The sequence below is a fragment of the Thermostichus sp. OS-CIW-32 genome (genome assembly GCF_054060415.1).
Window position 1 is genome coordinate 26,455 of the sequence record NZ_JBSSDD010000003.1, and the last position, 22,936, is coordinate 49,390.

General features: G+C 57.6%; 24 protein-coding genes and 1 tRNA gene. 11 read left to right on the forward strand and 14 right to left on the reverse strand.

Going from position 1 to position 22,936, the window contains the following annotated elements; all coding sequences use genetic code 11:
- Positions 1–47: 47 nt before the first annotated feature.
- Positions 48–1,652, reverse strand: a complete 1,605-nt coding sequence (locus tag ACVWY8_RS05110; RefSeq protein ID WP_414357523.1) for an NAD(P)H-quinone oxidoreductase subunit 4 — start codon at positions 1,650–1,652, stop codon at positions 48–50.
- Positions 1,653–1,887: 235 nt separating this feature from the next.
- On the opposite strand from ACVWY8_RS05110, the gene ACVWY8_RS05115 reads away from it, so the two are divergent.
- The 3 genes from ACVWY8_RS05115 (at position 1,888) to ACVWY8_RS05125 (ending at position 4,924) form a co-directional block, all read left to right on the forward strand.
- Positions 1,888–2,766: an isoaspartyl peptidase/L-asparaginase gene (locus tag ACVWY8_RS05115; protein WP_011433592.1), complete on the forward strand. Its 879-nt coding sequence runs from the start codon at positions 1,888–1,890 to the stop codon at positions 2,764–2,766.
- 127 nt (positions 2,767–2,893) lie between these two features.
- Positions 2,894–3,928 (forward strand): amidohydrolase family protein, encoded by a 1,035-nt coding sequence (locus ACVWY8_RS05120; protein ID WP_011433593.1) that lies wholly within the window; start codon positions 2,894–2,896, stop codon positions 3,926–3,928.
- 192 nt (positions 3,929–4,120) lie between these two features.
- On the forward strand, positions 4,121–4,924 hold the full coding sequence (locus ACVWY8_RS05125; RefSeq protein ID WP_457393360.1) for a M55 family metallopeptidase: 804 nt from the start codon (positions 4,121–4,123) through the stop codon (positions 4,922–4,924).
- Here the strand turns inward: ACVWY8_RS05125 and mnmH are convergent.
- From mnmH to urtA, 6 genes are all read right to left on the reverse strand, one after another.
- On the reverse strand, positions 4,917–5,981 hold the full coding sequence (gene mnmH, locus ACVWY8_RS05130; protein ID WP_414351992.1) for a tRNA 2-selenouridine(34) synthase MnmH: 1,065 nt from the start codon (positions 5,979–5,981) through the stop codon (positions 4,917–4,919). The genes ACVWY8_RS05125 and mnmH overlap by 8 nt on opposite strands.
- Before the next feature lie 219 nt (positions 5,982–6,200).
- Complete coding sequence (gene urtE, locus ACVWY8_RS05135) at positions 6,201–6,965, reverse strand: urea ABC transporter ATP-binding subunit UrtE (protein ID WP_457393362.1); 765 nt, start codon at positions 6,963–6,965, stop codon at positions 6,201–6,203.
- Positions 6,966–6,999: 34 nt separating this feature from the next.
- Positions 7,000–7,767 (reverse strand): urea ABC transporter ATP-binding protein UrtD, encoded by a 768-nt coding sequence (urtD, locus tag ACVWY8_RS05140; protein WP_457393364.1) that lies wholly within the window; start codon positions 7,765–7,767, stop codon positions 7,000–7,002.
- A gap of 179 nt (positions 7,768–7,946) precedes the next feature.
- Positions 7,947–9,155, reverse strand: a complete 1,209-nt coding sequence (gene urtC, locus ACVWY8_RS05145) for an urea ABC transporter permease subunit UrtC (RefSeq protein ID WP_457393366.1) — start codon at positions 9,153–9,155, stop codon at positions 7,947–7,949.
- A gap of 3 nt (positions 9,156–9,158) precedes the next feature.
- Complete coding sequence (locus tag ACVWY8_RS05150) at positions 9,159–10,316, reverse strand: ABC transporter permease (RefSeq protein WP_457393368.1); 1,158 nt, start codon at positions 10,314–10,316, stop codon at positions 9,159–9,161.
- 104 nt (positions 10,317–10,420) lie between these two features.
- Entirely contained in the window at positions 10,421–11,701 is a 1,281-nt protein-coding gene (gene urtA / locus ACVWY8_RS05155) for an urea ABC transporter substrate-binding protein (RefSeq protein ID WP_457387636.1), read from the reverse strand.
- Between the two features lie 411 nt (positions 11,702–12,112).
- Here urtA and ACVWY8_RS05160 point away from each other — a divergent pair, with 411 nt between their 5' ends.
- A complete protein-coding gene (locus ACVWY8_RS05160) occupies positions 12,113–14,041 on the forward strand; it encodes a prolyl oligopeptidase family serine peptidase (protein ID WP_457393370.1) in 1,929 nt (642 codons plus the stop codon).
- 23 nt (positions 14,042–14,064) lie between these two features.
- Here the strand turns inward: ACVWY8_RS05160 and ACVWY8_RS05165 are convergent, their stop codons facing one another.
- On the reverse strand, positions 14,065–14,541 hold the full coding sequence (locus tag ACVWY8_RS05165; RefSeq protein ID WP_457393372.1) for an urease accessory protein UreE: 477 nt from the start codon (positions 14,539–14,541) through the stop codon (positions 14,065–14,067).
- Positions 14,538–14,885 carry a hypothetical protein gene (locus tag ACVWY8_RS05170; RefSeq protein WP_457393373.1) on the reverse strand — a complete coding sequence of 116 codons (348 nt, stop codon included), beginning with the start codon at positions 14,883–14,885 and terminating at the stop codon, positions 14,538–14,540. The genes ACVWY8_RS05165 and ACVWY8_RS05170 overlap by 4 nt, the downstream gene beginning before the upstream one ends.
- A 42-nt stretch (positions 14,886–14,927) precedes the next feature.
- Here ACVWY8_RS05170 and ACVWY8_RS05175 point away from each other — a divergent pair, with 42 nt between their 5' ends.
- From ACVWY8_RS05175 to ACVWY8_RS05185, 3 genes are all read left to right on the forward strand, one after another.
- Positions 14,928–15,254, forward strand: coding sequence for a phasin family protein (locus ACVWY8_RS05175; RefSeq protein ID WP_457396880.1), 327 nt, complete (start codon positions 14,928–14,930; stop codon positions 15,252–15,254).
- Positions 15,255–15,392: 138 nt separating this feature from the next.
- Positions 15,393–15,995 (forward strand): 3-isopropylmalate dehydratase small subunit, encoded by a 603-nt coding sequence (leuD, locus tag ACVWY8_RS05180; RefSeq protein ID WP_457393375.1) that lies wholly within the window; start codon positions 15,393–15,395, stop codon positions 15,993–15,995.
- Complete coding sequence (locus ACVWY8_RS05185) at positions 15,992–17,074, forward strand: SAM-dependent methyltransferase (protein WP_457393377.1); 1,083 nt, start codon at positions 15,992–15,994, stop codon at positions 17,072–17,074. The genes leuD and ACVWY8_RS05185 overlap by 4 nt, the downstream gene beginning before the upstream one ends.
- Here the strand turns inward: ACVWY8_RS05185 and ACVWY8_RS05190 are convergent.
- Positions 17,050–17,244 (reverse strand): hypothetical protein, encoded by a 195-nt coding sequence (locus ACVWY8_RS05190; RefSeq protein ID WP_011433610.1) that lies wholly within the window; start codon positions 17,242–17,244, stop codon positions 17,050–17,052. The genes ACVWY8_RS05185 and ACVWY8_RS05190 overlap by 25 nt on opposite strands.
- A gap of 139 nt (positions 17,245–17,383) precedes the next feature.
- Here ACVWY8_RS05190 and ACVWY8_RS05195 point away from each other — a divergent pair, with 139 nt between their 5' ends.
- From ACVWY8_RS05195 to ACVWY8_RS05205, 3 genes are all read left to right on the forward strand, one after another.
- Complete coding sequence (locus ACVWY8_RS05195) at positions 17,384–17,623, forward strand: hypothetical protein (protein WP_011433611.1); 240 nt, start codon at positions 17,384–17,386, stop codon at positions 17,621–17,623.
- A gap of 85 nt (positions 17,624–17,708) precedes the next feature.
- Entirely contained in the window at positions 17,709–18,122 is a 414-nt protein-coding gene (locus tag ACVWY8_RS05200; RefSeq protein ID WP_414346738.1) for an NfeD family protein, read from the forward strand.
- Between the two features lie 98 nt (positions 18,123–18,220).
- Positions 18,221–18,294 (forward strand) — tRNA-Pro (locus tag ACVWY8_RS05205).
- 181 nt (positions 18,295–18,475) lie between these two features.
- Here the strand turns inward: ACVWY8_RS05205 and ACVWY8_RS05210 are convergent.
- From ACVWY8_RS05210 to ACVWY8_RS05220, 3 genes are all read right to left on the reverse strand, one after another.
- Entirely contained in the window at positions 18,476–18,715 is a 240-nt protein-coding gene (locus ACVWY8_RS05210; RefSeq protein WP_457393379.1) for a hypothetical protein, read from the reverse strand.
- A gap of 140 nt (positions 18,716–18,855) precedes the next feature.
- Entirely contained in the window at positions 18,856–20,481 is a 1,626-nt protein-coding gene (locus ACVWY8_RS05215) for a TM0106 family RecB-like putative nuclease (RefSeq protein WP_457393381.1), read from the reverse strand.
- A 60-nt stretch (positions 20,482–20,541) separates the two neighbouring features.
- On the reverse strand, positions 20,542–20,820 hold the full coding sequence (locus ACVWY8_RS05220) for a hypothetical protein (RefSeq protein ID WP_011431115.1): 279 nt from the start codon (positions 20,818–20,820) through the stop codon (positions 20,542–20,544).
- A 452-nt stretch (positions 20,821–21,272) separates the two neighbouring features.
- Between ACVWY8_RS05220 and ACVWY8_RS05225 the strand changes: the two genes are divergently transcribed.
- Positions 21,273–22,121 (forward strand): ABC transporter ATP-binding protein, encoded by an 849-nt coding sequence (locus ACVWY8_RS05225; protein WP_011433616.1) that lies wholly within the window; start codon positions 21,273–21,275, stop codon positions 22,119–22,121.
- A gap of 56 nt (positions 22,122–22,177) precedes the next feature.
- Here the strand turns inward: ACVWY8_RS05225 and ACVWY8_RS05230 are convergent, their stop codons facing one another.
- On the reverse strand, positions 22,178–22,897 hold the full coding sequence (locus ACVWY8_RS05230; RefSeq protein WP_011433617.1) for a response regulator transcription factor: 720 nt from the start codon (positions 22,895–22,897) through the stop codon (positions 22,178–22,180).
- Between the last annotated feature and the right edge of the window lie 39 nt (positions 22,898–22,936).

The window sequence follows — 22,936 nt, forward strand, 5'->3', positions numbered from 1 at the left end:
AGAGTGGATCTCCTTCCATCCCTCAATTCTCAATTCAAATTCAACATTCAGTTGTTGTAGAGGGCAGGAGCTTGGGCAACCGTCTCACCAGTTTGGGGCAGCTCCTGCCGCAGCAGCGCCACCAAGGCGTTGGTGGATTGGTCGTAGAGGCTGGTCACCAGCTTGGGATAGAGGCCAATGCCGATGATTGGGATCAACAGGCAGGCGATGATGAACACCTCGCGTGGCTCAGCATCCACCAACTCTTCGTGTTCGGTGAGCTCTTTGTTCTCTGGGCCAAAGAAAATCTGCCGCAACATCGACAGCAGGTAGATGGGGGTCAGGATCACCCCAACTGCTGCCAGGAAAACCACCACCAACCGGAAGGGGAGAGAGTAGGCATCGGTGGTGGCCATGCCGATAAACACCATGATCTCGGCCACAAAGCCGCTCATGCCGGGTAGGGCTAGCGAAGCCAGGGAGCAGGCGGTGAACATGGAGAAGATCTTGGGCATCTTCAGGCCAACGCCGCCCATTTCCTCCAGCTCCAGCGTATGGGTGCGGTCGTAGGTGGCCCCCACCAAGAAGAACAGGCTGGCCCCGATCAGCCCGTGGGAGATCATCTGCAGCATGGCGCCGCTCATGCCGATCTCCGTCAGGGATCCGATACCGATGAGCACGAAGCCCATGTGGCTGATGGAAGAGTAGGCGATCTTCCGCTTCAGGTTGCGCTGGGCAAAAGAGGTGAGGGCGGCAAAGATGATGTTCACCACCCCCAACACGATCAGCACTGGCGCAAAGTAAAGATGAGCATCCGGCAGCATGCCCGCATTCATGCGCATCAGGGCATAGCCCCCCATCTTGAGCAGGATCCCGGCCAGCAACATGTGCACCGGCGCAGTGGCTTCTCCGTGGGCATCGGGCAGCCAGGTGTGCAAGGGGAAAATGGGCAGCTTCACCCCATAGGCAATGAGGAAGGCCCCGTACATCAGCAGTTGGAAGGTGAGCGGATAGGTCTTGTGGGCCAGATCCGTCATGTCAAAGCTGATGGGATCCCCGTAGAAGGCCATAGCCAGACCTGCCACCAGGATAAACAGGGAGCTGAGAGCCGTGTAGAGGATGAACTTGGTGGCCGCATACAGGCGGTTGTATCCCCCCCAAATGGAGAGGAGCAAGTACACCGGGATCAGCTCCAATTCCCACATCAGGAAAAACAGCAACATGTCCTGCACGGCAAACACCCCGATCTGCCCGCCATACATGGCCAGCATCAAAAAGTAGAAGAGGCGAGGTTTGAGGGTGACCGGCCAAGCGGCCAAGATGGCTAGGGTAGTGATAAACGCCGTGAGCAGGATCAGGGGCATGGAGAGGCCATCAGCCCCCACCGACCAACTCAAGCCCACTTGGGGTACCCAGGTGTAGCGCTCCAGCAGTTGCAAACCTGTCTGGCCGGGATCGTAGCCGACATAGAAGCCGGCCAGCAGAATCAGCAGATCCGTGACCGCAATGAACAAAGCAAACCAGCGGATCCGCTCGGCCAACTTTTGTGCGTAGGCGCGGGTACTGGGATCCCCAGCCGGTGCTGGGATCAGGGGAATAAATAGGGCGGCCAACACAGGGTAAGCGATGACCGTGGTCAGCCAAGGAAACTCGTGCAAGCTGGGCAGCGCCATGGATGTAACCTCGCTTGTGCCATACCATCAGGGGGATCCCTGCCGGCTGCAATCCGACAGCCCTTTACCAGAATCGCCCTTGAGTATCTATGCTTAGCAAATCTACAGGATTATCTTAAGGCTCCCTCTCCCTTTGCGCTGGGATCCCTGGGATGGAGCAGATGCATTGGTGAATGTTGTACCCGAAAATCAAAATATAGTCTTCCACTGTCCTCCCAAGGTAACCGATCTCATCATGCCTCAGCCCAAACTGATCATCCACGGCGGAGCCGGCAGCGCCCTGGAAGGGGAAAGCAGCCTGGAAAAAGTGAGGGGATCCCTGCAGCAGGTGGTGGAGAGCACCTACGAGCTGCTGTTGGCTGGGCAGAGTGCCGAGGCGGCGGTGATGCATGCCTGCCAGTTGCTGGAGGATGATCCGCTCTACAATGCCGGGACGGGGTCGGTCTTGCAATCGGATGGGCAAATCCGCATGAGCGCCGCTCTCATGAACGGGGCCACCCAGTCTTTTAGCGGGGTGATCAACGTCAGCCGAGTTCAGCATCCCATCCTCATGGCCCAGGCTCTGCAATCAAGCCCGGATCGCGTGGTGGCCGAACAAGGGGCAGCAGAGCTGGCGCGGGAGCTGCAGTTGCCGGTCTATGACCCGGCCACTCTCAAGCGGGTTCAAGAGTGGGTGCAGTTGCGCCAAACCCATCCCCCAACTAGGGTTCTCACTGCTCTGGCCATGGGCACGGTGGGGGCGGTGGCGCTGGATCAACAGGGGCAAATCTGTGCCGGCACCTCCACCGGCGGGCGGGGGTTTGAACGGGTGGGGCGAGTAAGCGATTCGGCCACTCCGGCGGGAACCTATGCCAGTGCGGCGGCGGGGGTCAGTTGTACTGGTGTCGGGGAAGATATTTTGGATGAGAGCTTGGCGGCGCGGATTGTGATTCGAGTGGAAGATGGCCTCAGCCTGAAGGCTGCCATGGCCAAGTCTTTTCAAGAGGCCCGCCAACGTCGCCGCTCCTTTGGGGCCATTGCTCTATCGCGCTCGGGCGAGATTGCTTGGGATACCACCACCGACCTACTGCTGGCCGCCTATCACGATGGGCAGGGGATCGGCTTGACGATCTAGGCTGCCAACCGGGCTTGCGGGATTAGACCTGGACAAGCCTGAGGCGGTTGGATAAGAGTAGGATAAGAGTAGAAATAGTACTTAAACAAACCAAGTCTGCCCCCTGGCGGGCCACTGTAGAGCGTTTATGGCACTTCACGCGGAGTTGCACCGTCATTTGGGCGGTTCGGTTGTCCCCCGAATTCTGTGGCGCTATTTTCACCGCCAGGGATCCCCTGTGGCGGAGCGCTTTCCCACCTATGCCGAGTTCGAGGAGTTCTACACCCGCCCGCGCAACACCCTCGAAGATTACCTGGAGCTGCACACGCTGGTGGAACAGGTGCAAACCCTGGAAACCCTGCCCTATTTTATCTACCGCCTGCTGCGGGGAGCCTACGTCTTTGAGGATCTGGCCTACCTGGAGATTCGCTACACTCCCTACCTACGCACGGATCCCAGCCTGGATGAGGCGGAGCGCCTCAAGCAGATGCGCCAGGTGATCGAGACGGTAGGACAAGCCAGTCAACAGCGAGAGTATCCCATCGTCACCACCCAGATCGTCTGTTTGCATTCACGCCTGCCCAGCCACATCAACCGGGCCATGGTGGAAGCTGCCGCTGAGTCGGAGTATGTGTGTGCCATCGACCTGGCCGGGGGAGACAAGCCCTACGGCGAACGGATGGACGAGTGGATTGAGCTGTTCAAGTATGCGCTGGCCCGCGGCCTGAAAACCACTGCCCACCTGTACGAAACTTTGGATGGCTGCTACCCACAGTTGCTGCCCTATGTCTCGCGGATCGGCCACGGCATTCAGATCCCCCTCCACTATCCAGAATTGCTGCCGGAGCTGGCACGGCGAGGACAATGCCTAGAAGTTTGTCCCACCACCTATCTAAAAACGGGAACCCTGCCCAGTTTGGAGCCCCTCAAGATTGTCTTTGACCGCTGCTTTGAGGCGGGGGTGGATATCGCCATCTGCACCGACAACGCCGGCTTGCACAATGTGCGGCTGCCGTTTGAGTACGAAAACCTGCTGACCCACGACATCATCGATTTCGAGCAGCTCAAACACTGCCAGGAAGCAGCCTTTCGTCACGCTTTTGCCTGGCCCTACAAGGGGCGTCCGGCCTCATTGTTGTCGGAGTTACAGCAGGGGGTATCTGCTTCTTTGGTGGCTCTCTGACCGCCTCAGCGGGATGGAGTCCTTGTTTTTCATCCCGACTTCTCGAAAACAGGGAAGGGATCCACAGCAGAGCCGGGGGCAATTTTCGCAAGGGAAATAACCGCTTGGATCCCTTGCCCAGAGCGATGTTGAGCGGCATCTGAGGGTGGATAGAGCCCGACAGAATCCAATGCTGAGTCTACTGAGCCAAACATGAAGGTTTATATCAGCGCCGATATCGAGGGGATCGCCGGCATCAGCCATTGGGATGAGGCCACCATCGGCCAGCCGGGTTACGAGGCATTTCGAGAGCAGATGACCCGAGCAGTGATCGCGGCTTGTGAGGGATCCCTAGCTGCCGGAGCCACGCAGATCACAGTCAAAGATGCCCATGACTCCGGGCGGAACCTCATCCCCGAGCGGTTGCCGGAGCCGGTGCAACTCATCCGCGGCTGGAGCGGCCACCCCTACTGTATGGTGCAAGAGTTGGATCGCAGTTACGATGCCCTGCTCCTAATCGGCTATCATGCCCGCGCCGGATCTGCTGCCAACCCCCTCGCCCACACCTACACCACCGAAGTTAGCCAAATCCGACTGAACGGCCAGGCCATCGCCGAGTTTCACCTGGTCAGCCTCACGGCTGCCTATGAGGGAGTCCCGGTTGTGTTTGTAGCCGGAGATGCGGAGGTGTGTGCTGAAGCAAAAGCTTATGACGCCCAAATCGAGACGGTGGTCACCCACAAAGGAATGGGCCAGTCGGTCATTGCGCCACATCCGCAGCAAGTTTTGCGGGCCATCCGCCAAGGTGTAGAGGGATCCCTGAGGCGGCTGTCGGCCTACCGTCCTCGCCCACTGCCGGATCACTTTCAATTGGAAGTGGACTACAAGGATCCCGCTCGGGCCTACCGCAAGTCTTTTTATCCCGGCTGCCGGTGGATTGCCGATTCCACGGTTCGGCTGGAAGTTTCCGAGTGGTTTGAGGTGTTGCGGGCTTTGGAGTTTATCGTGCTCACCTAGCCAGGGATCCAAGCGGCATCTGGATGAGGCGAGCAGCAGCTTCCCTGAGGCTGGTCTCGGAAAGGTCAGACAGCTCAATCCGGGCCCGAAGGCGATTGAAGTTTTGCTGCAGCCCGTGTCGATAGGTGGGGTCGTAGTGCTGCTCCAGCAACTCCTGCACAAACTGCGGCCAGTCTTGGGCGTCGATCAGCTCAAACCAACGCTGCAGGCGGGCCTGGCCAAGACGGGACTTCAGAGGCAGCAATTTCCCCTTTAGCGCTTGGGGGTGAGCAATCCAGTGGGGATAGTGGGCGATTAACCCCTTCACCCGCTCCTCTAGAGGCAACTGCACTTCGACACAGTCGGCTTGGGTAAGGGCTTGCCAAAGGGCAGGCGGCAGATGGAGCTGGCCCACTTTGGCACTCTCAGCCTCCACCCAGACTGGCTTGGCGGGATCCCACTGGAGAAAAACCTGCACCAGTTGACTTTCAAAGCTCTTCTGACTGGGCTGTGGCACCCCCCACTCGGCCCCCAGGAGGGATCCCCGGTGACAGGCCAGCTTTTCCAGATCGAGAACTTGGGATCCCTGTTGGCGCAGATGGTGAAGCAACTGGGTTTTGCCGCTCCCTGTTGGTCCGCAGAGCACTCGGTAGGTAAATTCCTGGGGCAAGATCTGCAGCTGTCGGCGCACCCAGGCCCGGTAGGTTTTGTAGCCACCTTGCAAAACCGTAACCTGCCAGCCCACCTGGGACAACACCAATGCCAAGCTGGCAGAGCGCTGCCCTCCCCGCCAGCAGTAGATTAGGGGCCGGTAATCGCGATCTTTATCGGCAAAATGGGTTTGCAAGTGGCGACTGATGTTCTGGGCCACCAAGCTTGCCCCTCGTTTGCGGGCTGTAAAGGGATCCACCTGCTTGTAGAGCGTGCCCACCTCCGCCCGTTCTGTATCGTAGAGTACAGGCAAGTTGATGGCTCCCGGCCAATGATCCTCTGCGAACTCTGCCGGAGAGCGCACATCGATAATTTCGCTGTAGGTGTGCAGCCAGGGCTCTGCAGTGAAGTGAATCGGAGGAGACACAAACCTGTGGATGGAAATGGCAAGCTAGCGCAATCTTGAACAGTTTCTAGCTTAGCCAACGCTGCTGCTCAAGGAAGCCCAGGGCTAACCCTAGCCTATCCCCTCGCAGGTGGACTTCTCGCTTTTCCAGAAGTTTAGGCAAGGTCTCTGGAACATGCAGGATGCCATTTGCCGCTCTCAAAAAAGTTATAGAGGTTTTCAGGCTCTCCAGGTGCCACCTTAGATAGAAAGGTGAGCTCGGACTTTTTCTTCGTCCATTTGGTCAGTCGGCCCCTCCATGATAAGGGATCCATTCTCCATGAGATAAAAATAATCGGCTAGGCTTTGGGCAAACTCAAAATACTGCTCCACCAGCAACACCGAAACGCCCCGCTCCTTTTGAATGCGGCTGATGGCTTCTTCGATCTCGATAATGATAGAGGGCTGGATCCCTTCTGTAGGCTCATCCAGGAGCAAAAGTTTGGGCTCTGCCACCAAAGCTCTGGCGATGGCCAGTTGCTGCTGCTGCCCACCGCTCAAATCCCCACCCAGCCGTTTAAGAAAAGAACGCAGAATTGGGAATAGGTCATAGACAAACTCAGGTATGGTCCGTTCTCTGTCCGGTGCCGCTTCTAGCCCCACCAGCAGGTTTTCCTCAACCGTTAGGCGGGGAAATATCTCTCGACCTTGGGGTACATAGCCGATACCGGCACGGGCTCGCCAATTGGGAGGGTAATGGTTGATAGGACGGCCCTCAAAAGCAATTTTGCCTGTGCAGTCTTTCAGAAGTCCCATCAGGGCTTTAAGTGTGGTGGTTTTGCCCATACCATTGCGGCCCAGAAGGCAAACCGCTTGGCCGGGAAAGATCTTAAAAGAGAGATCCTTCACAATTAAACTCTGACCATAGTAAACCCTCAAGTTGGAGACCTCCAGGAGAGGCCCGGATCCATCTCGGGATAAGTTTTGTGTTGCGGTCGCGTTTTCCGTATTCATAGGCCTGCGCATGAGTCGATTAGATACAGAGCTATAGCCTCTTTGCTTAGTTTTTCCCCTTGTGGGATCCGAGATAGACCTCAATCACTCGCGGGTCGTTTTTCACATCCTCAAAGGTACCTTCGCACAGCACCGAGCCTTGGTGTAAAACGGTAACCTTGCGGGCAATTTGTCGGACAAACACCATGTCATGTTCGATCACCAAAATGGTGTGGCTTTGGGCTAAGGATTGAATTAACTCTCCTGTAGCTTCTGTTTCTTTGTCCGTCATCCCGGCCACGCATTCATCCAGCAGCAGCAAATCCGGATCTTGAGCAATCACCATGCCGATCTCCAGCCATTGCTTTTCTCCGTGGGAAAGCAGCCCTGCCGGAACCCGATCCTTACGGCTGAGGCCAATGGTTTCCAAAAGAGCATCCGTTTTTTCTCGCAGATGCTTTTTGCCCAATAGGGTGGAAAAAACCCTTTTGTCAGGGTTGAGGGATAGCTCCAAGTTTTCTCGCACGCTCAAGTTTTGATAGACCCGCGGCGTCTGAAACTTGCGCCCAACACCCAAAATCGAGATCTCGTGTTCCTTGAGCTTGGCCAGATCCTTTCCTTTGAACAGCACCCGGCCTCGGGTGGGCTTAACCTTGCCCGTCAGCACATCGAGAAATGTAGTCTTACCCGCCCCATTGGGACCGATGACCACCCGCAGCTCCCCTTCCTCCAGAGAGAAGTTCAACCCATCTAAAGCCTTAAAGCCGTCGAAGCTGACGGTGAGATCCTGAGTTTGTAAAATTTGTCGGGTGGCGGTGGGAGCTGCAGTAAGCATGGGGATCACATCCAAGAACGGAAAGGGCAGAGGGCGAACAGGGTTCTCAACCCATCAAACTCAACCCATCAAATAAATAAGAGAGGACACTTGGCATCGCTGGCTTACCCATCAGATCTGGGATCCTTTTACTCTGAACTTGCACCTTGCGTATGATGCACATCGACAGAAAGCCAGATTTAAGCTGGGGAAGTATCTGCCAAGCGCCTGCGCCAAAGCTGGACAGTGACCCAAAGCTGCCTGCCTTGGGTGCGCACCCAACCCACCAGTCCATCCGGCAACACCAGCACCACCAGCAGGAACAATCCCCCTTGGAAAAACAACCAAATTTCGGGAAAATTTTCGCTCAGCAAGCTCTTGGCAAAGTTAACCAACAGAGCCCCCAGCACCGCCCCCACCAAACTGGCCCGACCGCCCACCGCCACCCAGATTACCATCTCAATGGAAAAGGGAACGGCCATCGCATTGGGAGAGATGATCCCAGTTTGCAAGGTAAACAAAGCTCCGGCAACACCCGCCAGGGCAGCAGACACGGCAAACACCAGAACTTTAAAGCCGGTGGGATTGTAGCCGGAAAAACGAACCCGCGGCTCGTCATCTCGAATGGCTACCAGGATCCGACCGAATAGGCCGCTGGTCAGCCAACGACAGAGAAGGTAAGCCAAAACCACCGCCAGAACTGTAGTGACATAGACAGCGAAGCGCATCTCGGACGAGTTGACATCCAGGCCAAACAAAGTCTGGAAGTTGGTCAGGCCGTTGGTGCCGTTGATTAAGCGCTGTTGGCCGTTGAAGAAGTTAAAGAAAATGATCGTGGTGGCCTGAGTTAAAATGGAAAAATAAACCCCTCGGATGCGATTTCTCACCACCAAATACCCCAGGGCTGCCGCCACCAAAGCCGGGATCAAGACCACAGCAACAGCCGTAAACGGAAACGAATAAAAGGGATACCAAAACCAGGGCAATTCCGTTACCCCATAGAGGCTGAAAAACTCCGGTATCTGACCTTCCGGCAATTGCAATTTCAGGTGCATCCCCAGAGCGTAGCCCCCCAAGGCGAAGAACACCCCATGTCCCAGACTGAGCATGCCGGTATAGCCCCAGATGAGGTCGATTCCCAAAGCTACAATGCTGAGGGCCAGAAACCGCCCCAACAAGTTGAGCCGAAAGCCAGACAGCACAGTTGGGGCCACAAAGATCAAGGCCAGCACCAAAACGATGAGGATCCCGGCCTCCCACAGAAGCTTGCGAGAAGAATTGGGATCCCCACCCGCGGCGGGAGCAGCCACTTCATGATCAGCACGGGGGGAATGAACCAGTTTCATGGGCTTTGTGAGGGAGTAGAAGATGGAGAGTCTGGTCCTAGAGTTTTCGCCAAGCGAGATCATTCCCTAGGCATCCACCATACGACCTTTTTCGGGGAAAAGGCCACGGGGTCGCACCTGCAAAAAGGCCACGATCAAAGCAAAGACCATCACCTTGGCCATGCTCGTGGTGGCAAAAAAGTTGAGGGTATCGGTCAGGATGGGCACGTTGGGAAAAATCAAAGCCAGCGTCCCGGAACCGATGACAAAGTTGGCAATCCCGATCCCAAGCGCTGCCACAATGCTGCCCAAAAGCTTACCGACACCCCCCACGACGACCACCATAAAGGTATCCACGATGTAGTTTTGGCCGGTGTTCGGCCCCACGGATCCCAGCAGGCTGACCGCTACGCCGGCCACTCCCGCCAGACCCGAGCCGATGGCAAAGGTAAGGGCATCCACCTTTTGCGTGGGGATCCCTACACAGGCACTCATGGCCCGATTCTGGGTAACCGCCCGGATGCGCAGCCCCCAGCGGGTGCGCTGCAAGAAGAAGTACAGCCCTAGGATGCAGAAGACAGTGAGGGCGATAATAAACAGGCGGGTATTGGGCAAAAACAGGCTGCCCACCGGGATCCCACCCCCCAGCCAACGGGGAGCGGTCACATCTTTGTTCTGGGCTCCAAACCAGGGTTGAGTGACTGCTAAAGCATAGGTTTGCGCCAGCACCCGCCCCCCCACCGCTGCAATTGCCGTGGAAAGCACCAGTAGCAGCGCCAGCGTCCACCTTTTGAGGCGCGGCCAATCCGTTCGCCTGGCCAAGAGCCACCAGCCGCCAAAAAAGAGCACCGCGAAGGCCCCCAAGCGGAAAGCCAGCACCCAATTGACGCTGCGCACAAACTGCTGCAGGATCAGGCTCACACCCCAAGTGGCCAGAAGGGTTTCCAGCGGTCGGCCATACAAAAAGCGAATCACCCCCCGCTCCAGGGCTAGTCCCACCAGAGCAGTGACGGCAAAGGCAGCTACCAAAGCTGGAAAGATGTACAAATCCCGCCAGGGATCCCCTAGGGGACGAAAGGCATTTTGAACCACAAAAGTGGTGTAGGCCCCCAACATCATCAGCTCCCCATGGGCCATGTTGATGACCCCCATGAGGCCGAAAACAATGGCCAAGCCCAGAGCGGCTATTAGCAAGACGGTGCCGATGCTAAGGCCGTTAAACAAGCTATCCAAGAGCAAGGTCATCGGCAGGGGATCCTCCTTCCAACTAAACTAGGGAGGCTAACCGAGCATCTAGGCGGGATCCCCGACCCTATCCAAACGGCAAGGGATCCCAGCCCTGGCCAGGACTAGCTGACTTTGACTTTGTAGCGACCGCCCTTGGCCGGATCTGACCAATCGCAGGCAAAGCCCTTGGTCTCTGCCACAAACTGGTTCCAGGGCTGCGGCTCCACGGCATCCGTAGAAAAGATGACATCAAACAAACCGTCAGAGCGCACCTGGCCGATCCGCACATACTTGGTCAGGTGGTGATTGGTGTTCATGGTTACCAAGCCTTCTGGGGCATCAAAGGTCTGGCCATAGGCTGCCTGCCGCACGGCGTCGATTTCCACTGTTCCCGCTTTTTCCACTGCCTGCTTCCAGATGTAAACCATGATGTAGGCGGCTTCCATCGGGTCGTTGGTGACGCGGTTTTGGCCGTATTCTGCCTTGAAAGCTTCCACAAACTTCTTGTTGGCAGGCGTATCCACCGTCATAAAGTAGTTCCAGGCGGCGAAGTGCCCTTCCAAGAATTCGGGGCCGATGGCCTGTACCTCTTCTTCAGCAATGCTGACGGACATGGAAGGATAGCGATCTGGCCCCAGCCCTGCCCCTTCCAGTTGTTTGAAAAAGGCCACGTTGCTGTCGCCGTTCAAGCTGTTGTAGATCACACCGCCATTGGGAAGAGCGGCCCGGATCTTGCTGATGATGGGGGTAACTTCTGTGTTGCCCAAAGGCAGATAGTCTTCACCCACCACCTTGCCCCCCAGGGCTTCCAACTGGGCCTTGATGATGGTGTTGGCCGTGCGGGGGAACACGTAGTCGGATCCCACCAGGAAGAACTCTTTACCTTTATTGTTGAGCAGCCATTCCACGGAAGGCTCGATCTGCTGGTTGGGGGCAGCGCCGGTGTAGAAGATGTTTTTGGAGCACTCTTGTCCTTCGTACTGCACGGGATACCAGAGCAGGTGCTGCTTGGATTCAAACACCGGCAACACGGCTTTGCGACTGGCCGAAGTCCAGCAGCCGAATACCGTTGCCACCTTGTCCACATCGATCAATTTGGTGGCTTTCTCGGCAAAGGTTGGCCAATCGGAAGCCCCGTCCTCGATAATCGGCTCGATCTGCTTGCCCAAAACCCCACCGGCGGCATTGATCTCTTTGATAGCCAGCTTTTCCGCATCCACCACGCTGGTTTCCGAAATGGCCATGGTGCCGCTGAGGGAGTGCAAAATGCCAACGCGAATGGTCTCTCCCTGGGCGTAGGCGGGCACGGATCGCTTCACCCAGATCTGCGGCCCTAGGGCAGCCCCGGCTCCGGCCAGAGCGCCCATTTTCAGCACTTGACGACGATTAAATGATAGAGCCATCGGTGATCTCCGAAACGAAGTGAGTGCAAAGGGTATTAAAAAGTCCAGTTGTTGCAGCAGCCCGGCCAACAGAGGGAAGCACTTAGCTCATCACCTCGCCCATGTGTTAAATTTGCCCAACTGCAGTCGGCTGAGGCTTTCACCGAATGCCTTCCCAACATCAACAGAGGAAAAGGCTAATCCTGCAGTCGAGAAAGCGTTGTGCATCCCTGTTGCCTTAACGTGTTCCATCAAACCCATTCAGCCCGGAGAGAATTGTATCGCGGGATACCTTTTCCCAGAATCCGAGCCTGTTCTCGGCTCCCTTTCCCCACAGGCTGTAGGCAAAGGCAGGGATCCCTTGCTGCCGGCATAATAGGGGTTCTGGGGTCGAGAATTAGTTGAGAGTTAACAGCTTAGAGTTAACAGCTTATGGTGCAGCAGGCCGGCTATGGATCTTGGCGATCCCCGATTACCGCTGACCTGGTGGTGACGGGATCCCTGCGCTTGGGACAGATGGTTTGGGATCAGGGGGATCTCTACTGGACGGAGGGTCGCCCACAAGAGAAGGGGCGAAACGTGCTGATGCGGTGCTCTGCCGACGGGATCCTGGTGGAGCTGACACCGGCACCTTTCAATGTGCGGACACGAGTGCATGAGTATGGGGGTGGAGCTTATTGGGTGTCGGCAGGGGTAGTGTATTTTTGCAACTTCGCTGACCAACGGCTCTACCGCCTGCTGCCGGGTTCAGATCCCCAGCCCCTGACGGAAGCAGGCCCCTATCGCTATGCAGATGGGGTGGTGGATCGGGCGCGTGGACGCATCCTCTGTGTGCGGGAGGATCACAGCCGCCAGGGAGAGCCGGAAAACAGCCTTGTCTCGATTGACTTAGCAAGTGGATCCCAGCAGATTTTGGCTTCTGGGCACGACTTCTACGCCAGCCCGCGCCTCAGTCCAGACGGCCAGACCTTGGTATGGCTGACCTGGGATCACCCCCAAATGCCCTGGGACGGCACAGAGTTGTGGCGGTCTGAGGTGAACCCTGACGGCAGCTTGGGAGAACCTCAAAAGCTAGCCGGTGGCCCTGCCGAGTCGATCTTCCAGCCCCAGTGGTCACCGGAGGGGGATCTCTACTTTGTTTCGGATCGCAGCGGCTGGTGGAACCTCTATCGCTGGGATCCCCAGGGCCCCATTCCCCTCTGCCCTATGGAAGCGGAGTTTGGAGAGCCGCAGTGGGTGTTTGGCCTGAGCACCTACGGCTTCTGTGGCGATGGGCGCATCCTGGCCTGTTATGAACAAGACGGGCTGTCTCATCTGGCTTATCTGGATCCCCAGTCGGGGCAACAGGAAGAGATCCCTTTGCCCTACACCGAGATCCACAATCTGCAGGTAAGTGGGGAAAAAGCCGCTTTCCTGGCCGGATCCCCGACGGAAGCCACTGCCTTGGTCTGCCTAGACTTACCCTCCAGCCAAGTGGAGGTGGTGGCCCGTTCCAGCAGCGTGGCGGTGGATCCGGACTATCTGTCGATCCCAGAGCCCATTGTTTTTCCCACCGGTGGCGGCAAGGAAGTGGCCTACGCCTTCTTCTATCCGCCCAAAAACCGAGACTTTGTTGCCCCTGCTGGCGAAAAGCCACCCCTGCTGGTGAAAAGCCACGGCGGGCCCACCGGGGCGACGGCAGCCGTGCTCAACCTGGGGATCCAATACTGGACCAGTCGGGGGATTGCCGTTTTGGATGTGAACTACCGGGGCAGCAGCGGCTACGGACGGGCCTATCGGGATGCTCTCAAAGGCCGGTGGGGCCTGGTAGATGTGGAAGATTGCATTGCCGGAGCTCAATTTTTGGCAGAACAGGGCAAGGTGGATGGGGAACGGCTGCTCATTCAAGGGGGCAGCGCTGGCGGCTATACCACGTTGGCGGCCTTGACCTTCCACAGGGTCTTCCGAGCAGGTGCCAGCTACTACGGGGTGAGCGATCTAGAAGCCCTAGCCCAGGAGACCCACAAGTTCGAGTCTCGCTACTTGGACAGCCTCATTGGCCCCTACCCAGAGCGGCGGGATCTCTACCGGGAGCGTTCCCCCATTCATCACCTGGAGGGCCTCAATTGTCCGGTTATCTTCTTCCAAGGGTTGGAAGACGCCATCGTGCCCCCCAATCAGGCGGAGAGGATGGTGGCAGCCCTACGGGCCAAAGGGATCCCAGTGGCCTATGTGCCCTTCGAGGGAGAGCAACACGGCTTTCGCCAGGCGGCCAACATCAAACGGGCTTTGGAGGCAGAGCTCTACTTTTATGCCCAGGTGTTGGGGTTTCCGCTGGCAGAACCTCTTGAGCCGGTTCGGATCGAGAACCTAGACATCTGATGGTGACTGCTCAATGGGTCGAATTAATGGCTGTGGGCCAACAGGTTGGGCTCGAAGACCTCCATCTCCAACCGAAACGGGATCCCCATGTGGGCCAGCCAGTCCTGCAGCGGATCATCGGCCAGCGCCAGGATCTGCCCTTGGGGGGAAACGTGGGCCGGGCGGTGCCAATTGCCCAGTTGATGAATCACTTGGCCCATCTGGATGGGGTTTTCAGGTTGAATCAAGAGCACCGGTTCGGGTTGGGCTCTGACCCGAATGTGTCGCTGCGCATCCGCATAGAGCAGATCCCCATCGTGAAGATGGGTGCCCCGAGGCAGCATCAACTGGATCTCGGTGCCCAGATCGCTCACCAGCCGTTGCCGGGATCGCTGGCGGTCGTGCCAAGTGAGGGCAACCACTTCCAAGTGGCCGGGGATCCCCTCTGACGGCTCGTCCAGCAGTTGCGTCACCGTAATGGCCGCGGGATCCTCTCCTGCAGCATGGGCATCTTCGCTCATGTTAGGGACTCCAGATACTGGCTGAGGTCTTCTTGAAGGCGAGAGAACTCCACCTCAGTGGAAAAGCGCAGCCCTTCCGTTTTCACAGTAACCAAGACCTTGGCTGCGTGGGGGCCGACCCAGATGTTGGGGTTGCAGAACATCTCCAAGCTGAAATCTTCAGTAGGGTAACGAAACTCAACCGGCTCCTGAGGCTGCTGCCGGGAGCTGCCCGAGCGAACCTTGAGCCGCTCCAAGAGGATTTGCAGGGCCTTGTGCCATTGTTGTGCCACCTCTGGCGAAAGGGAGAAACTGGCCGAGCCGGTTGCGAAGTTGAGGGCAAACTGAGGAAAATGGGTAGTCATGGAGGCCCGTACCGTTCGCGAAGTGTCCTCTGGAGGGCAGCATTGCACAACAACAGTATCTTACGTCAGCTCTTGCTAATGGGCGTGGGCACAACCACTCTGCTGGCAGAACAGTTGAGAAAGGCTGCCGACGACTTGGTGCAGAAGGGGCAGCTCAACCCAGAAGAGGCATCCAATGTCATCAACAACCTGCTCAACCAGGTGAAAGCCGAGCAGAGCAACTTTGAATCCTATGTTCAGCGGCAGGTGCGCAACGTCCTGCAGGATCTGGGCGTGCCCCGCCAATCGGAAATGGACGAGCTGCGCGGGCGGCTGGATCGGCTGGAGCGGCAGGTGCGCAATTTGGAAAATCAGGTTTACCGCCGGTAGCCGAGCCAAGCCTTCCCCTTTTGTCGTTGAGGCTGGCCCATCTGCAGCCGGGCAGGGTTTTGCCGAGCATTCCAGTCCCCCGAAGCCGATCTCCAGATCAAGTCCAAAGATCGAGTTCAGAAGTTCATCGAAGTTCCCATGTCAAGCGAAGTTTTGACCGTCACAGGCCGAGGGATCCCCCTGCTGGGCAACGACATCGACACCGATCGGATTATCCCGGCCCGCTTTTTGAAGTGCGTCACCTTCGACGGCTTGGGCCAGCACGTGTTTGCCGACGACCGCGCCCAGGATCCCGGCCAACACCCCTTCGATCAACCCCAGTACCAGGGAGCCCAGATCCTTGTGGTCAATGCCAATTTTGGCTGTGGCTCCAGCCGGGAGCATGCGCCCCAAGCGCTGGCCAAGTGGGGGATCCGCGCCCTCATTGGCGAAAGCTTTGCCGAGATCTTCTTCGGCAACTGCTTGGCCCTAGGGATCCCTTGTGTTACGGCACCCCCGGCTGTGATTCAAGCCCTGCAGAAGGCGGTGGCCGAGGATCCCCAGCTCCAGTTGACGCTGGATCTGCCCAGCAAACAGGTGTGCTGGGGGGAGAACGCCGCTGCTGTGGAGATCCCCCAAGGAGCCTGGCAAATGCTGGTGCAGGGCACCTGGGACGCCACAGGACAACTGCTGGCCGCTCAAGCTCAGATTCACCAAGTAGCCGCTTCTTTACCCTACCTGCGTTGGCAGCGGGCCCGTTGAGCAATCCTCTCCCCCCTGATACCCATACATGGCTGGGCAGCGCCGACCCGGATTTTATGGATTTGGCGATCCGGGAGATAGAAGCTGCGGATCCAGAGGCTGCCGTGCAGCGGCTAAAGGAAGCACCTGGCTTGGTGTGGGTATGCAGCCAACGCTCATTTGCTGACCTGGCTGAGGCTTGGCAAGCTGACCCGCCCATTTTTTTACGCCACATCTGCCCCATTCACCAAGAACGGCGGCTGGCCGAGGGATCCTTAGTTGAATTGCGCCTTGATGGGGAAATGTTGGCAGCCATTGACCCCGCCCTCAGCTTTTCGGTTCAGACGCGCCTGTTTGGAGAGCCGGCTCTCAAGCCCTTCCAGGTCAATGAAACCCTGGCCGAACAGGTGATGGCAGCGGTGGGATCCCCCCTGGAGGTCAAAGACCCCCAGCAGGTGATCTCGGTGGTGATCCTGGCTCAACCGATGGGCATTCGCGCTTGGCTGGGCCTATCCTTGGCTGCCCAGAACCTCTCCAACTGGGCCGGTGGGATCCATCGCTTTCGGCGGGATCCAGAGCAGATCAGCCGCTCCGAGTTTAAGCTGCTGGAGGCCATCCAGGTGTTTCAGATTCCCTTGGTGCCAGGGGGACAGGCTCTGGATCTGGGGGCAGCGCCGGGGGGATGGTCGCGCATTTTGCGTCTATATGGCCAGCAGGTCACGGCAGTGGATCCGGCGGACTTGGACGAGCGCCTCAGCCAAGATCCGGGGATCTGCCACCATCGCCTCAGCGCCCAAGCCTACTTGGCCCGTGGCCCAGGCCGGTTTCACCTGATCCTCAACGACATGCGCATGGATGGCCCGGCTTCTGCCCGCCTGATGGTGGCTTTTGCTCCCCATCTGCAGCCACAGGGGAGAGCTGTGATGACCCTGAAGTTACCTCGTCAACACCGCCTGCGGGTGCTGCGGCAAAGTCTGGAGATTTTGGGTAGTGCCTTCCCCCTGGTGAGAGCCCGCCACCTGTTTCACAATCGCAGCGAAGTCACCCTCTACTTGCAACAGGGGATCCCTGCCCCTCAATCTGCCGTTTCCACCACCTGAATCTCCCGACGGAGCACCATTTCGCGAATGGACTCCAGCAAGCCTATCTCTTCGGGGGAGATTTTGCCGTCCGACCGGATGGCGTTGACGATTTGATCCACCTCTGTGCGGGTGAGCTTTTTGTCTTCCAGCGCTCGATCCACCAGCGCTTGCAATTGCGAAAACTCCATAAGGCTCCTCTTGCTTGAACAGGTCTTGTCGCCTCATCTCCTCATCCAAGCTACCCGCCCTGACCCAAATCTCCTGCAAGCGCAAGATTCTCTTCAGGTATCCTAAAGAAAACGTGAAACCCACCGAGAGGAAGACATCATGGCTGGCCCGGATCCCAGGAGCACTGCGCACGATTGCGCCACCCTCTGTCGAGATGGCTGTGTCTTGGGAGAGGACTGCCCCCACCGAGAGGCGGCTCGCCAAGCCGTGGCCTTTGTCATGAGCACCGACTGGGAGACCTTGATGCGGATCGCCGAATCCAAGAACCTACCCAAAAGCTCCCCTCAGGAAGAGATGGATCCCCTGCAGTTTTTGGAGAACTACCGCTTGGGCGGGTAGGCCCCAACTGAGTCTTCTCAAGGGATCCCTGCTGAGGATCCAGGGGTTTTGAGCCATACTGAGTTAGGTGGGATCCCTGGATTCTATGGTTTGGCCTTGGATCATCATTGGGTTAGTCCTCATTTCTGCCGAATTGTTTTTGCCAGAATTGGTTGCCGGCTCGGTGGGGCTGGCGGCGCTCTTGGCAGGGCTTTTGGCTTATTTGGGGCTGCCGATCTGGGTACAATTTGCCAGCTGGATTGGGGCATCGGTGGTGTTGATTATCCTCAGCCGCCGTCTGGTGCCCCATGGATCGGTTCAGGTAGAGGAATCTCGCGAGGCGCGGGCAATCACCCCCATTCCCCCAGGCGAACGGGGGCGGGTTTCTTATCTGGGTTCCACCTGGAACGCCAAGTGCAGCATTCCCAACCTGGAAATCCAAGCCGGACAGGAGCTCTACGTGGTGGAGCGACAGGGAAATACCCTCATTGTCATGCCGGCCAAGATGCTCAAGTCCTGACCTGGACAAATGTTTGTTTCCCTTGTTGCCTTGAGCGAGGGATCCCTGCTTGGGTGTGCATCAGAGGCGGGGATCTGGCATAATCACAAAAGCTAAGCCGGGATGTAGCGCAGCTTGGTAGCGCATCTGCTTTGGGAGCAGAGGGCCGCAGGTTCAAATCCTGTCATCCCGATCCTGCCTGCACCAAGAACAGAGCCATTCGCGTTCTTGGCCGATAGCTTCGCGCTTATCCAGGGCCCCAAAATCTTCCCATTGATGTTGCTAACTGCTAAAGCGGGCGTCTATTGGTGGAGGCGCAGTCTTTGTCTTGAAGGCGCGAGAAGCAAACTCTTCGATGCCATCGAATGGGTGGGTCAGGCAGCCAAGCGGGATCCCTTGTAGCCAGGCTGAGGGAAAAAAGAAGCAAGCACAAAAAAGGCAGGGTTAACTTGCCCCCGCCGAGAAGATCGAGAGTTGAGAGCTTGCTCTCGTTGTCGTAATCGTTGCATCAAGGCGCGGTTCCGTTTGTCCAGTTGGCGCTTGCGTGCCGATCCCCCACGACCGCGACGGTTTCTGCCCTGATGGCGAGGAGATTCATGAGATTTCAACAGCATGGGATCCCCTTAATTTAATTTAATGAACTAAATGGGCCTGTCTAATTCTAAACGAAGCCTCAGCCATTGACCACAAGACCGGCAGCGCAAGCTGCGGCATTTGCGGCTGGGGATAGGCCGTCTTTGTCAATTTATTCGCATCATTCGGCATGGAGGACTCCTTGGGACAGCCAGTCTTTTAGGCGGTGGGTAGCCCGGCAGTCATCCTCGTTGTAGATAAGCGAGTGCTCCAAATATCTGCGCTCCCGAGTTTCCAGCCATTGGCTATACCAATAAATGGACTGGGCGCCATTGGCATCAGGCAGACGCCACTGAAACCCCAACCAGCGGGCGATGTTTTTCAGGGAATAGCTCTCGATCGGCAGCACCACCGAGCGTTGCACCCAGGCCTGTAAATCCACAAAGCGCTGCAACAACTGCCGCAGCTGTCGGGGATCCGTGCGGTATTGCTCCCCCAGCCGTCGGCAGGTCTGCACCTCAAAGCCGTGAAAGTGGTAGATGGGAGCGTCAGGATAGCGTTGTGCCAGTTGCAAGAATTGCTCCCAAGCTTGCCTTTCTTCCCGCGGCTCGGCGGCCAGGCAACTGTGATAGCTCGCAACCTTTTTCCCCTCGGCTTGCTCCACCACCAGCAGGCCCAGCAGATAGGCGACGTTGTGGCGGGGATCCGCCTCGATATCGAAGTACAGCTCTACGGGTGTGGTGGGCAGGGTTTCCGGGGGGGATTGAATCCAGAGAGGCTGCCGGCTGAGGGTGGCACGGGCTTGCAGCTGCAGTTGCAGGGCCACGCCGGATCCCAACTTGGGAATGGCTTGCAACCTATCCAACTGAGCGTTGGCCAGGGCTTCAATCGAGTGGATCCCCGCCTCTTGCAAAAGGGGATAGCGGGATCCCGTTACGCCCGGCAGCAGGCTGAGGGGTTGAGCGGCGGCGTTCAACTGGCGACAATGCTCCCGCCAGTGGCAAAGATGGCAGCGGCTGCGGGCCATGAACACCTGCGGTGGTTCCGGCTGGTTGAGGGAGTGCAGGTACTCCTGCAGCAATTGCCGCACCTGTGCTCGTCGGCGGCTCAGGTGGACGGGGTGCCACTTCCCATCTTTCAGGATCAAAATGCCCCGCTTGGGAACGTTTCCCTGCAGGGATCCGAGCAACTCTGCCTGCAAAGCCAGCAACAATTCGTATTCCGGTTTGGGGCGTTTGCCGATACGAATATGAACCGGCAGGTAAGAGGATCGGGCGGCGTGGCGACTTCTGCCAACGAGAGCGGGATCCCGAATCAGCAGATCCAGGGAGCTGCTCACCCAAACTGAACGTCCCTCTGGAACAGCTTCAGGCGGCAACGCAAGAGCGGGCACCATCTCGCAGTCTTCTGGGGCAGGGATGGGATCCCTTGGAGAGGAGGAGTGAGGGACAGGTTCAGAAGCAAGCTGCAACAGCTCTGCCTCAGCAGTACAGTTGAGATCTTCCTGCGGTTGCCAAAACAGCTCTGCGGCAATCCGTCCGCCGTAGATCCGCTCCGCCCCGTCGGCCATGGCTGCCAAGAGAGCTTCATTGCCCGGCGCAACCCGTTCTCCGGGGAATCGCTCAAACACAGCGGCTGCCAGGGCTTGGCGATCCCGCCGCCATTGCTCCAGCAGGTTGTCCGGCGGCAGCTTGGCCTCTTGAGGGCCAAAGCGATCCAGGTAAGGCAAGCGTCGGCAACGAAAGAAAGCAAGCAGCTCCTCAGCCTCAACAGAACCCTGTCCTGCTGCTGCAACCTGGCACTCCAACGGTGGAAAACCTCAGCTCTGCTGCCATTGTGGCACGCCCCCAGGTTGCCCTCTGATCCTTCAAGACTTGGGATCCTGAGCGGGCAGGAGATGGGCGATGATCCGCTCAATCGTCTCAGATTGGCGACGAGCTGTATCGGCTTGCTGTTGACATATTGCCTTTAACTCTCCCAGCCAAGTGCTCTGCTCCTGGGATATCAGCACCTGTTGTTGAACAATGGCTTTCAGATGGGTCAGGTCATCCTTGACGAAGCTGACGGTCTCGGCCAAGGTCAACACAGCCCCAACCAGGCGATCCAGCCGGAAGTCAATTTGGTCGAACCGGTCTTTGCTCTGCATTTTCCTTACATTGGTTAGTAGAGGTTATCGGTGGGCGCTGAAGGGAAGTCACTTCACCAAGAAAAAGCCCCAAGCCGAACAGTCAGCCCGCTCAAGCTTGTGTCTTTATTGCTACCCATACGTACAGATACGTACAGATATGCCATGAGCTATCCAGCCCAATTTCCCCTTCCAGAGTCTGTACAGGTGTTGTCTTGGGAGTGCGGTTCACCCTTCAGACGCAATGTGTACTATTTTGCAAGATCCAGAGAAAAACCCCAGAGAACGAAATCACAGCCACGCAAAAGCTCAAGAGACAACCCAGACTGCTGCCAGCAGCAGGGATCCCTGATAAGACCTGCAGCTTGCTGACACGGCTGGCGTATGCTGGAGAATACAGATTTCTTTACACTTTACCGGAGCGGACTGTGACAGCTCTTTCGACGGCCCCAACCTTGCCCCAAACCAAGACGGTGGCGGTGGAAATGCAGGGGGTGTGGAAACGCTTTGGGCAGCAGGTTGCCGTTCAAGATTTGAGCCTGCAGATCCCCCAGGGGGAAGTGTTTGCCCTGTTGGGGCCCAACGGCGCCGGCAAATCCACCACCATCCGCATGCTTACTAGCCTTACCCGACCCAGCCAGGGATCCATCCGGGTGGGGGGGTATGACGTGGTGCGGGATCCGGTGGCGGTGCGGCAGCAAATTGGCGTAGTTCTGCAGCCTATCACCCTAGAGGCAGAGCTGACCGTTTGGGAAAACCTGGAGTTCCACGGGCGTATGCACCACATCCCCAACCCAGAGCGGCAACGGCGCATCGATGAATGGCTGGAGTATGTGCGGCTGGCGGATCGCCGGCAAGACAAAGTGAAAACCCTCTCAGGGGGAATGAAACGACGCTTGCAGGTGGCCAGGGCGTTACTGCATCGCCCCCAGATTTTGTTTTTGGACGAGCCCACCGTCGGGTTGGATCCCCAGGCGCGGCGGCTGTTGTGGGAGATCTTGCGGGATCTCAATCGGCAGGGCATGACCTTGCTGATTACCACCCACTACATGGAGGAGGCAGAAGAGCTGTGCGACCGCATCGGCATCATGGATGGGGGAAGGTTAATCGAGTTGGGCAGCACCGAGCAACTGCGGGCCAAGTATGGAGAGGCCCTGCTGGTGCGATCCTGTCCTGGCCGGGAGGTGGAGTACACCTTTTTCCCCAGCTTGGCGGAAGCTCAGCGGCAGTTGGAAGCTGAACCTGACAAAACCGGCCTCATGGTGCGCCCGGCCAACTTAGAAGACATTTTTGTGCGTTTGACAGGCCGCCGCTTGGATTAACGGGCCCTCACCCCTGGCCCCTCTCCCAACGTGAAGAGGGGAGAGTTATTTGGGGGTTAAGGTTTTTCCTCTCCCCATCCCTCCTTCGGAGCGGGGGGCTCAAACTTGTAGCCAACTCCACGCACGGTGCGGATCAACTCCGGTTGGCTGGTATCAGTCTCTAGTTTCTTGCGAATTTGGCCGATGTGGACATCGACCACCCGTTCATCTCCCTCGTGGTTAAAATCCCACACCTCTTGAATCAGCTCAGCCCGTCGCCAAACCCGCCCCGGATGTCGAGCCATAGCATAGAGCAAATCGAACTCCAGTGCTGTTAAGTTGATCAGGCGCTGCTCGCGGATGACTGCTCGGGTTTCCGGGTCGATTACCAAAGAGGCAAAGGTCAAGACCGGTGCGCTGGCAACTTCGGTCTTCATGCGTTGCCGCCGCAGAATGGCTTGCACTCGCGCCTGTAACTCCGGCAGGCTGAAGGGCTTGGTCAGGTAGTCATCTGCCCCCAACTGGAATCCGTGCAACTTATCAGCAGGGCTGACGCGGCTGGTCAACATCAACACGTACACGCCGGTCTCTTTTTGCATTTGCTGGCAGAGATCGTAGCCGCTCACATCCGGCAAGTTCAGATCCAAAATTACCAAGGCCGGCTGAAAAGCGCGCAACTGCTGTAAGCCCTCGGCCCCCGTCATCGCCACCTCAACCGAATACCCCTGCCGCTGCAAGTACCGCTGCAGTAGAGCACAAATGCTGGGATCATCATCGATGATGAGGATGCGTGACATGGCAGCTTGGCACTCTCGAAGTCAGCAGGAGACAAGGTT

What these genes read in the sequence shown, in the direction of transcription:
- ACVWY8_RS05110 (WP_414357523.1), bottom strand. Translation starts at nt 1,652, where the DNA reads ATGGCGCTGCCCAGCTTGCACGAGTTTCCTTGGCTGACCACGGTCATC.
- ACVWY8_RS05115 (WP_011433592.1), top strand. Translation starts at nt 1,888, where the DNA reads ATGCCTCAGCCCAAACTGATCATCCACGGCGGAGCCGGCAGCGCCCTG.
- ACVWY8_RS05120 (WP_011433593.1), top strand. Translation starts at nt 2,894, where the DNA reads ATGGCACTTCACGCGGAGTTGCACCGTCATTTGGGCGGTTCGGTTGTC.
- ACVWY8_RS05125 (WP_457393360.1), top strand. Translation starts at nt 4,121, where the DNA reads ATGAAGGTTTATATCAGCGCCGATATCGAGGGGATCGCCGGCATCAGC.
- urtE (WP_457393362.1), bottom strand. Translation starts at nt 6,965, where the DNA reads ATGCGCAGGCCTATGAATACGGAAAACGCGACCGCAACACAAAACTTA.
- urtD (WP_457393364.1), bottom strand. Translation starts at nt 7,767, where the DNA reads ATGCTTACTGCAGCTCCCACCGCCACCCGACAAATTTTACAAACTCAG.
- urtC (WP_457393366.1), bottom strand. Translation starts at nt 9,155, where the DNA reads ATGATCTCGCTTGGCGAAAACTCTAGGACCAGACTCTCCATCTTCTAC.
- ACVWY8_RS05150 (WP_457393368.1), bottom strand. Translation starts at nt 10,316, where the DNA reads ATGACCTTGCTCTTGGATAGCTTGTTTAACGGCCTTAGCATCGGCACC.
- urtA (WP_457387636.1), bottom strand. Translation starts at nt 11,701, where the DNA reads ATGGCTCTATCATTTAATCGTCGTCAAGTGCTGAAAATGGGCGCTCTG.
- ACVWY8_RS05160 (WP_457393370.1), top strand. Translation starts at nt 12,113, where the DNA reads ATGGTGCAGCAGGCCGGCTATGGATCTTGGCGATCCCCGATTACCGCT.
- ACVWY8_RS05165 (WP_457393372.1), bottom strand. Translation starts at nt 14,541, where the DNA reads ATGAGCGAAGATGCCCATGCTGCAGGAGAGGATCCCGCGGCCATTACG.
- ACVWY8_RS05170 (WP_457393373.1), bottom strand. Translation starts at nt 14,885, where the DNA reads ATGACTACCCATTTTCCTCAGTTTGCCCTCAACTTCGCAACCGGCTCG.
- leuD (WP_457393375.1), top strand. Translation starts at nt 15,393, where the DNA reads ATGTCAAGCGAAGTTTTGACCGTCACAGGCCGAGGGATCCCCCTGCTG.
- ACVWY8_RS05190 (WP_011433610.1), bottom strand. Translation starts at nt 17,244, where the DNA reads ATGGAGTTTTCGCAATTGCAAGCGCTGGTGGATCGAGCGCTGGAAGAC.
- ACVWY8_RS05195 (WP_011433611.1), top strand. Translation starts at nt 17,384, where the DNA reads ATGGCTGGCCCGGATCCCAGGAGCACTGCGCACGATTGCGCCACCCTC.
- ACVWY8_RS05200 (WP_414346738.1), top strand. Translation starts at nt 17,709, where the DNA reads ATGGTTTGGCCTTGGATCATCATTGGGTTAGTCCTCATTTCTGCCGAA.
- ACVWY8_RS05210 (WP_457393379.1), bottom strand. Translation starts at nt 18,715, where the DNA reads ATGCTGTTGAAATCTCATGAATCTCCTCGCCATCAGGGCAGAAACCGT.
- ACVWY8_RS05220 (WP_011431115.1), bottom strand. Translation starts at nt 20,820, where the DNA reads ATGCAGAGCAAAGACCGGTTCGACCAAATTGACTTCCGGCTGGATCGC.
- ACVWY8_RS05230 (WP_011433617.1), bottom strand. Translation starts at nt 22,897, where the DNA reads ATGTCACGCATCCTCATCATCGATGATGATCCCAGCATTTGTGCTCTA.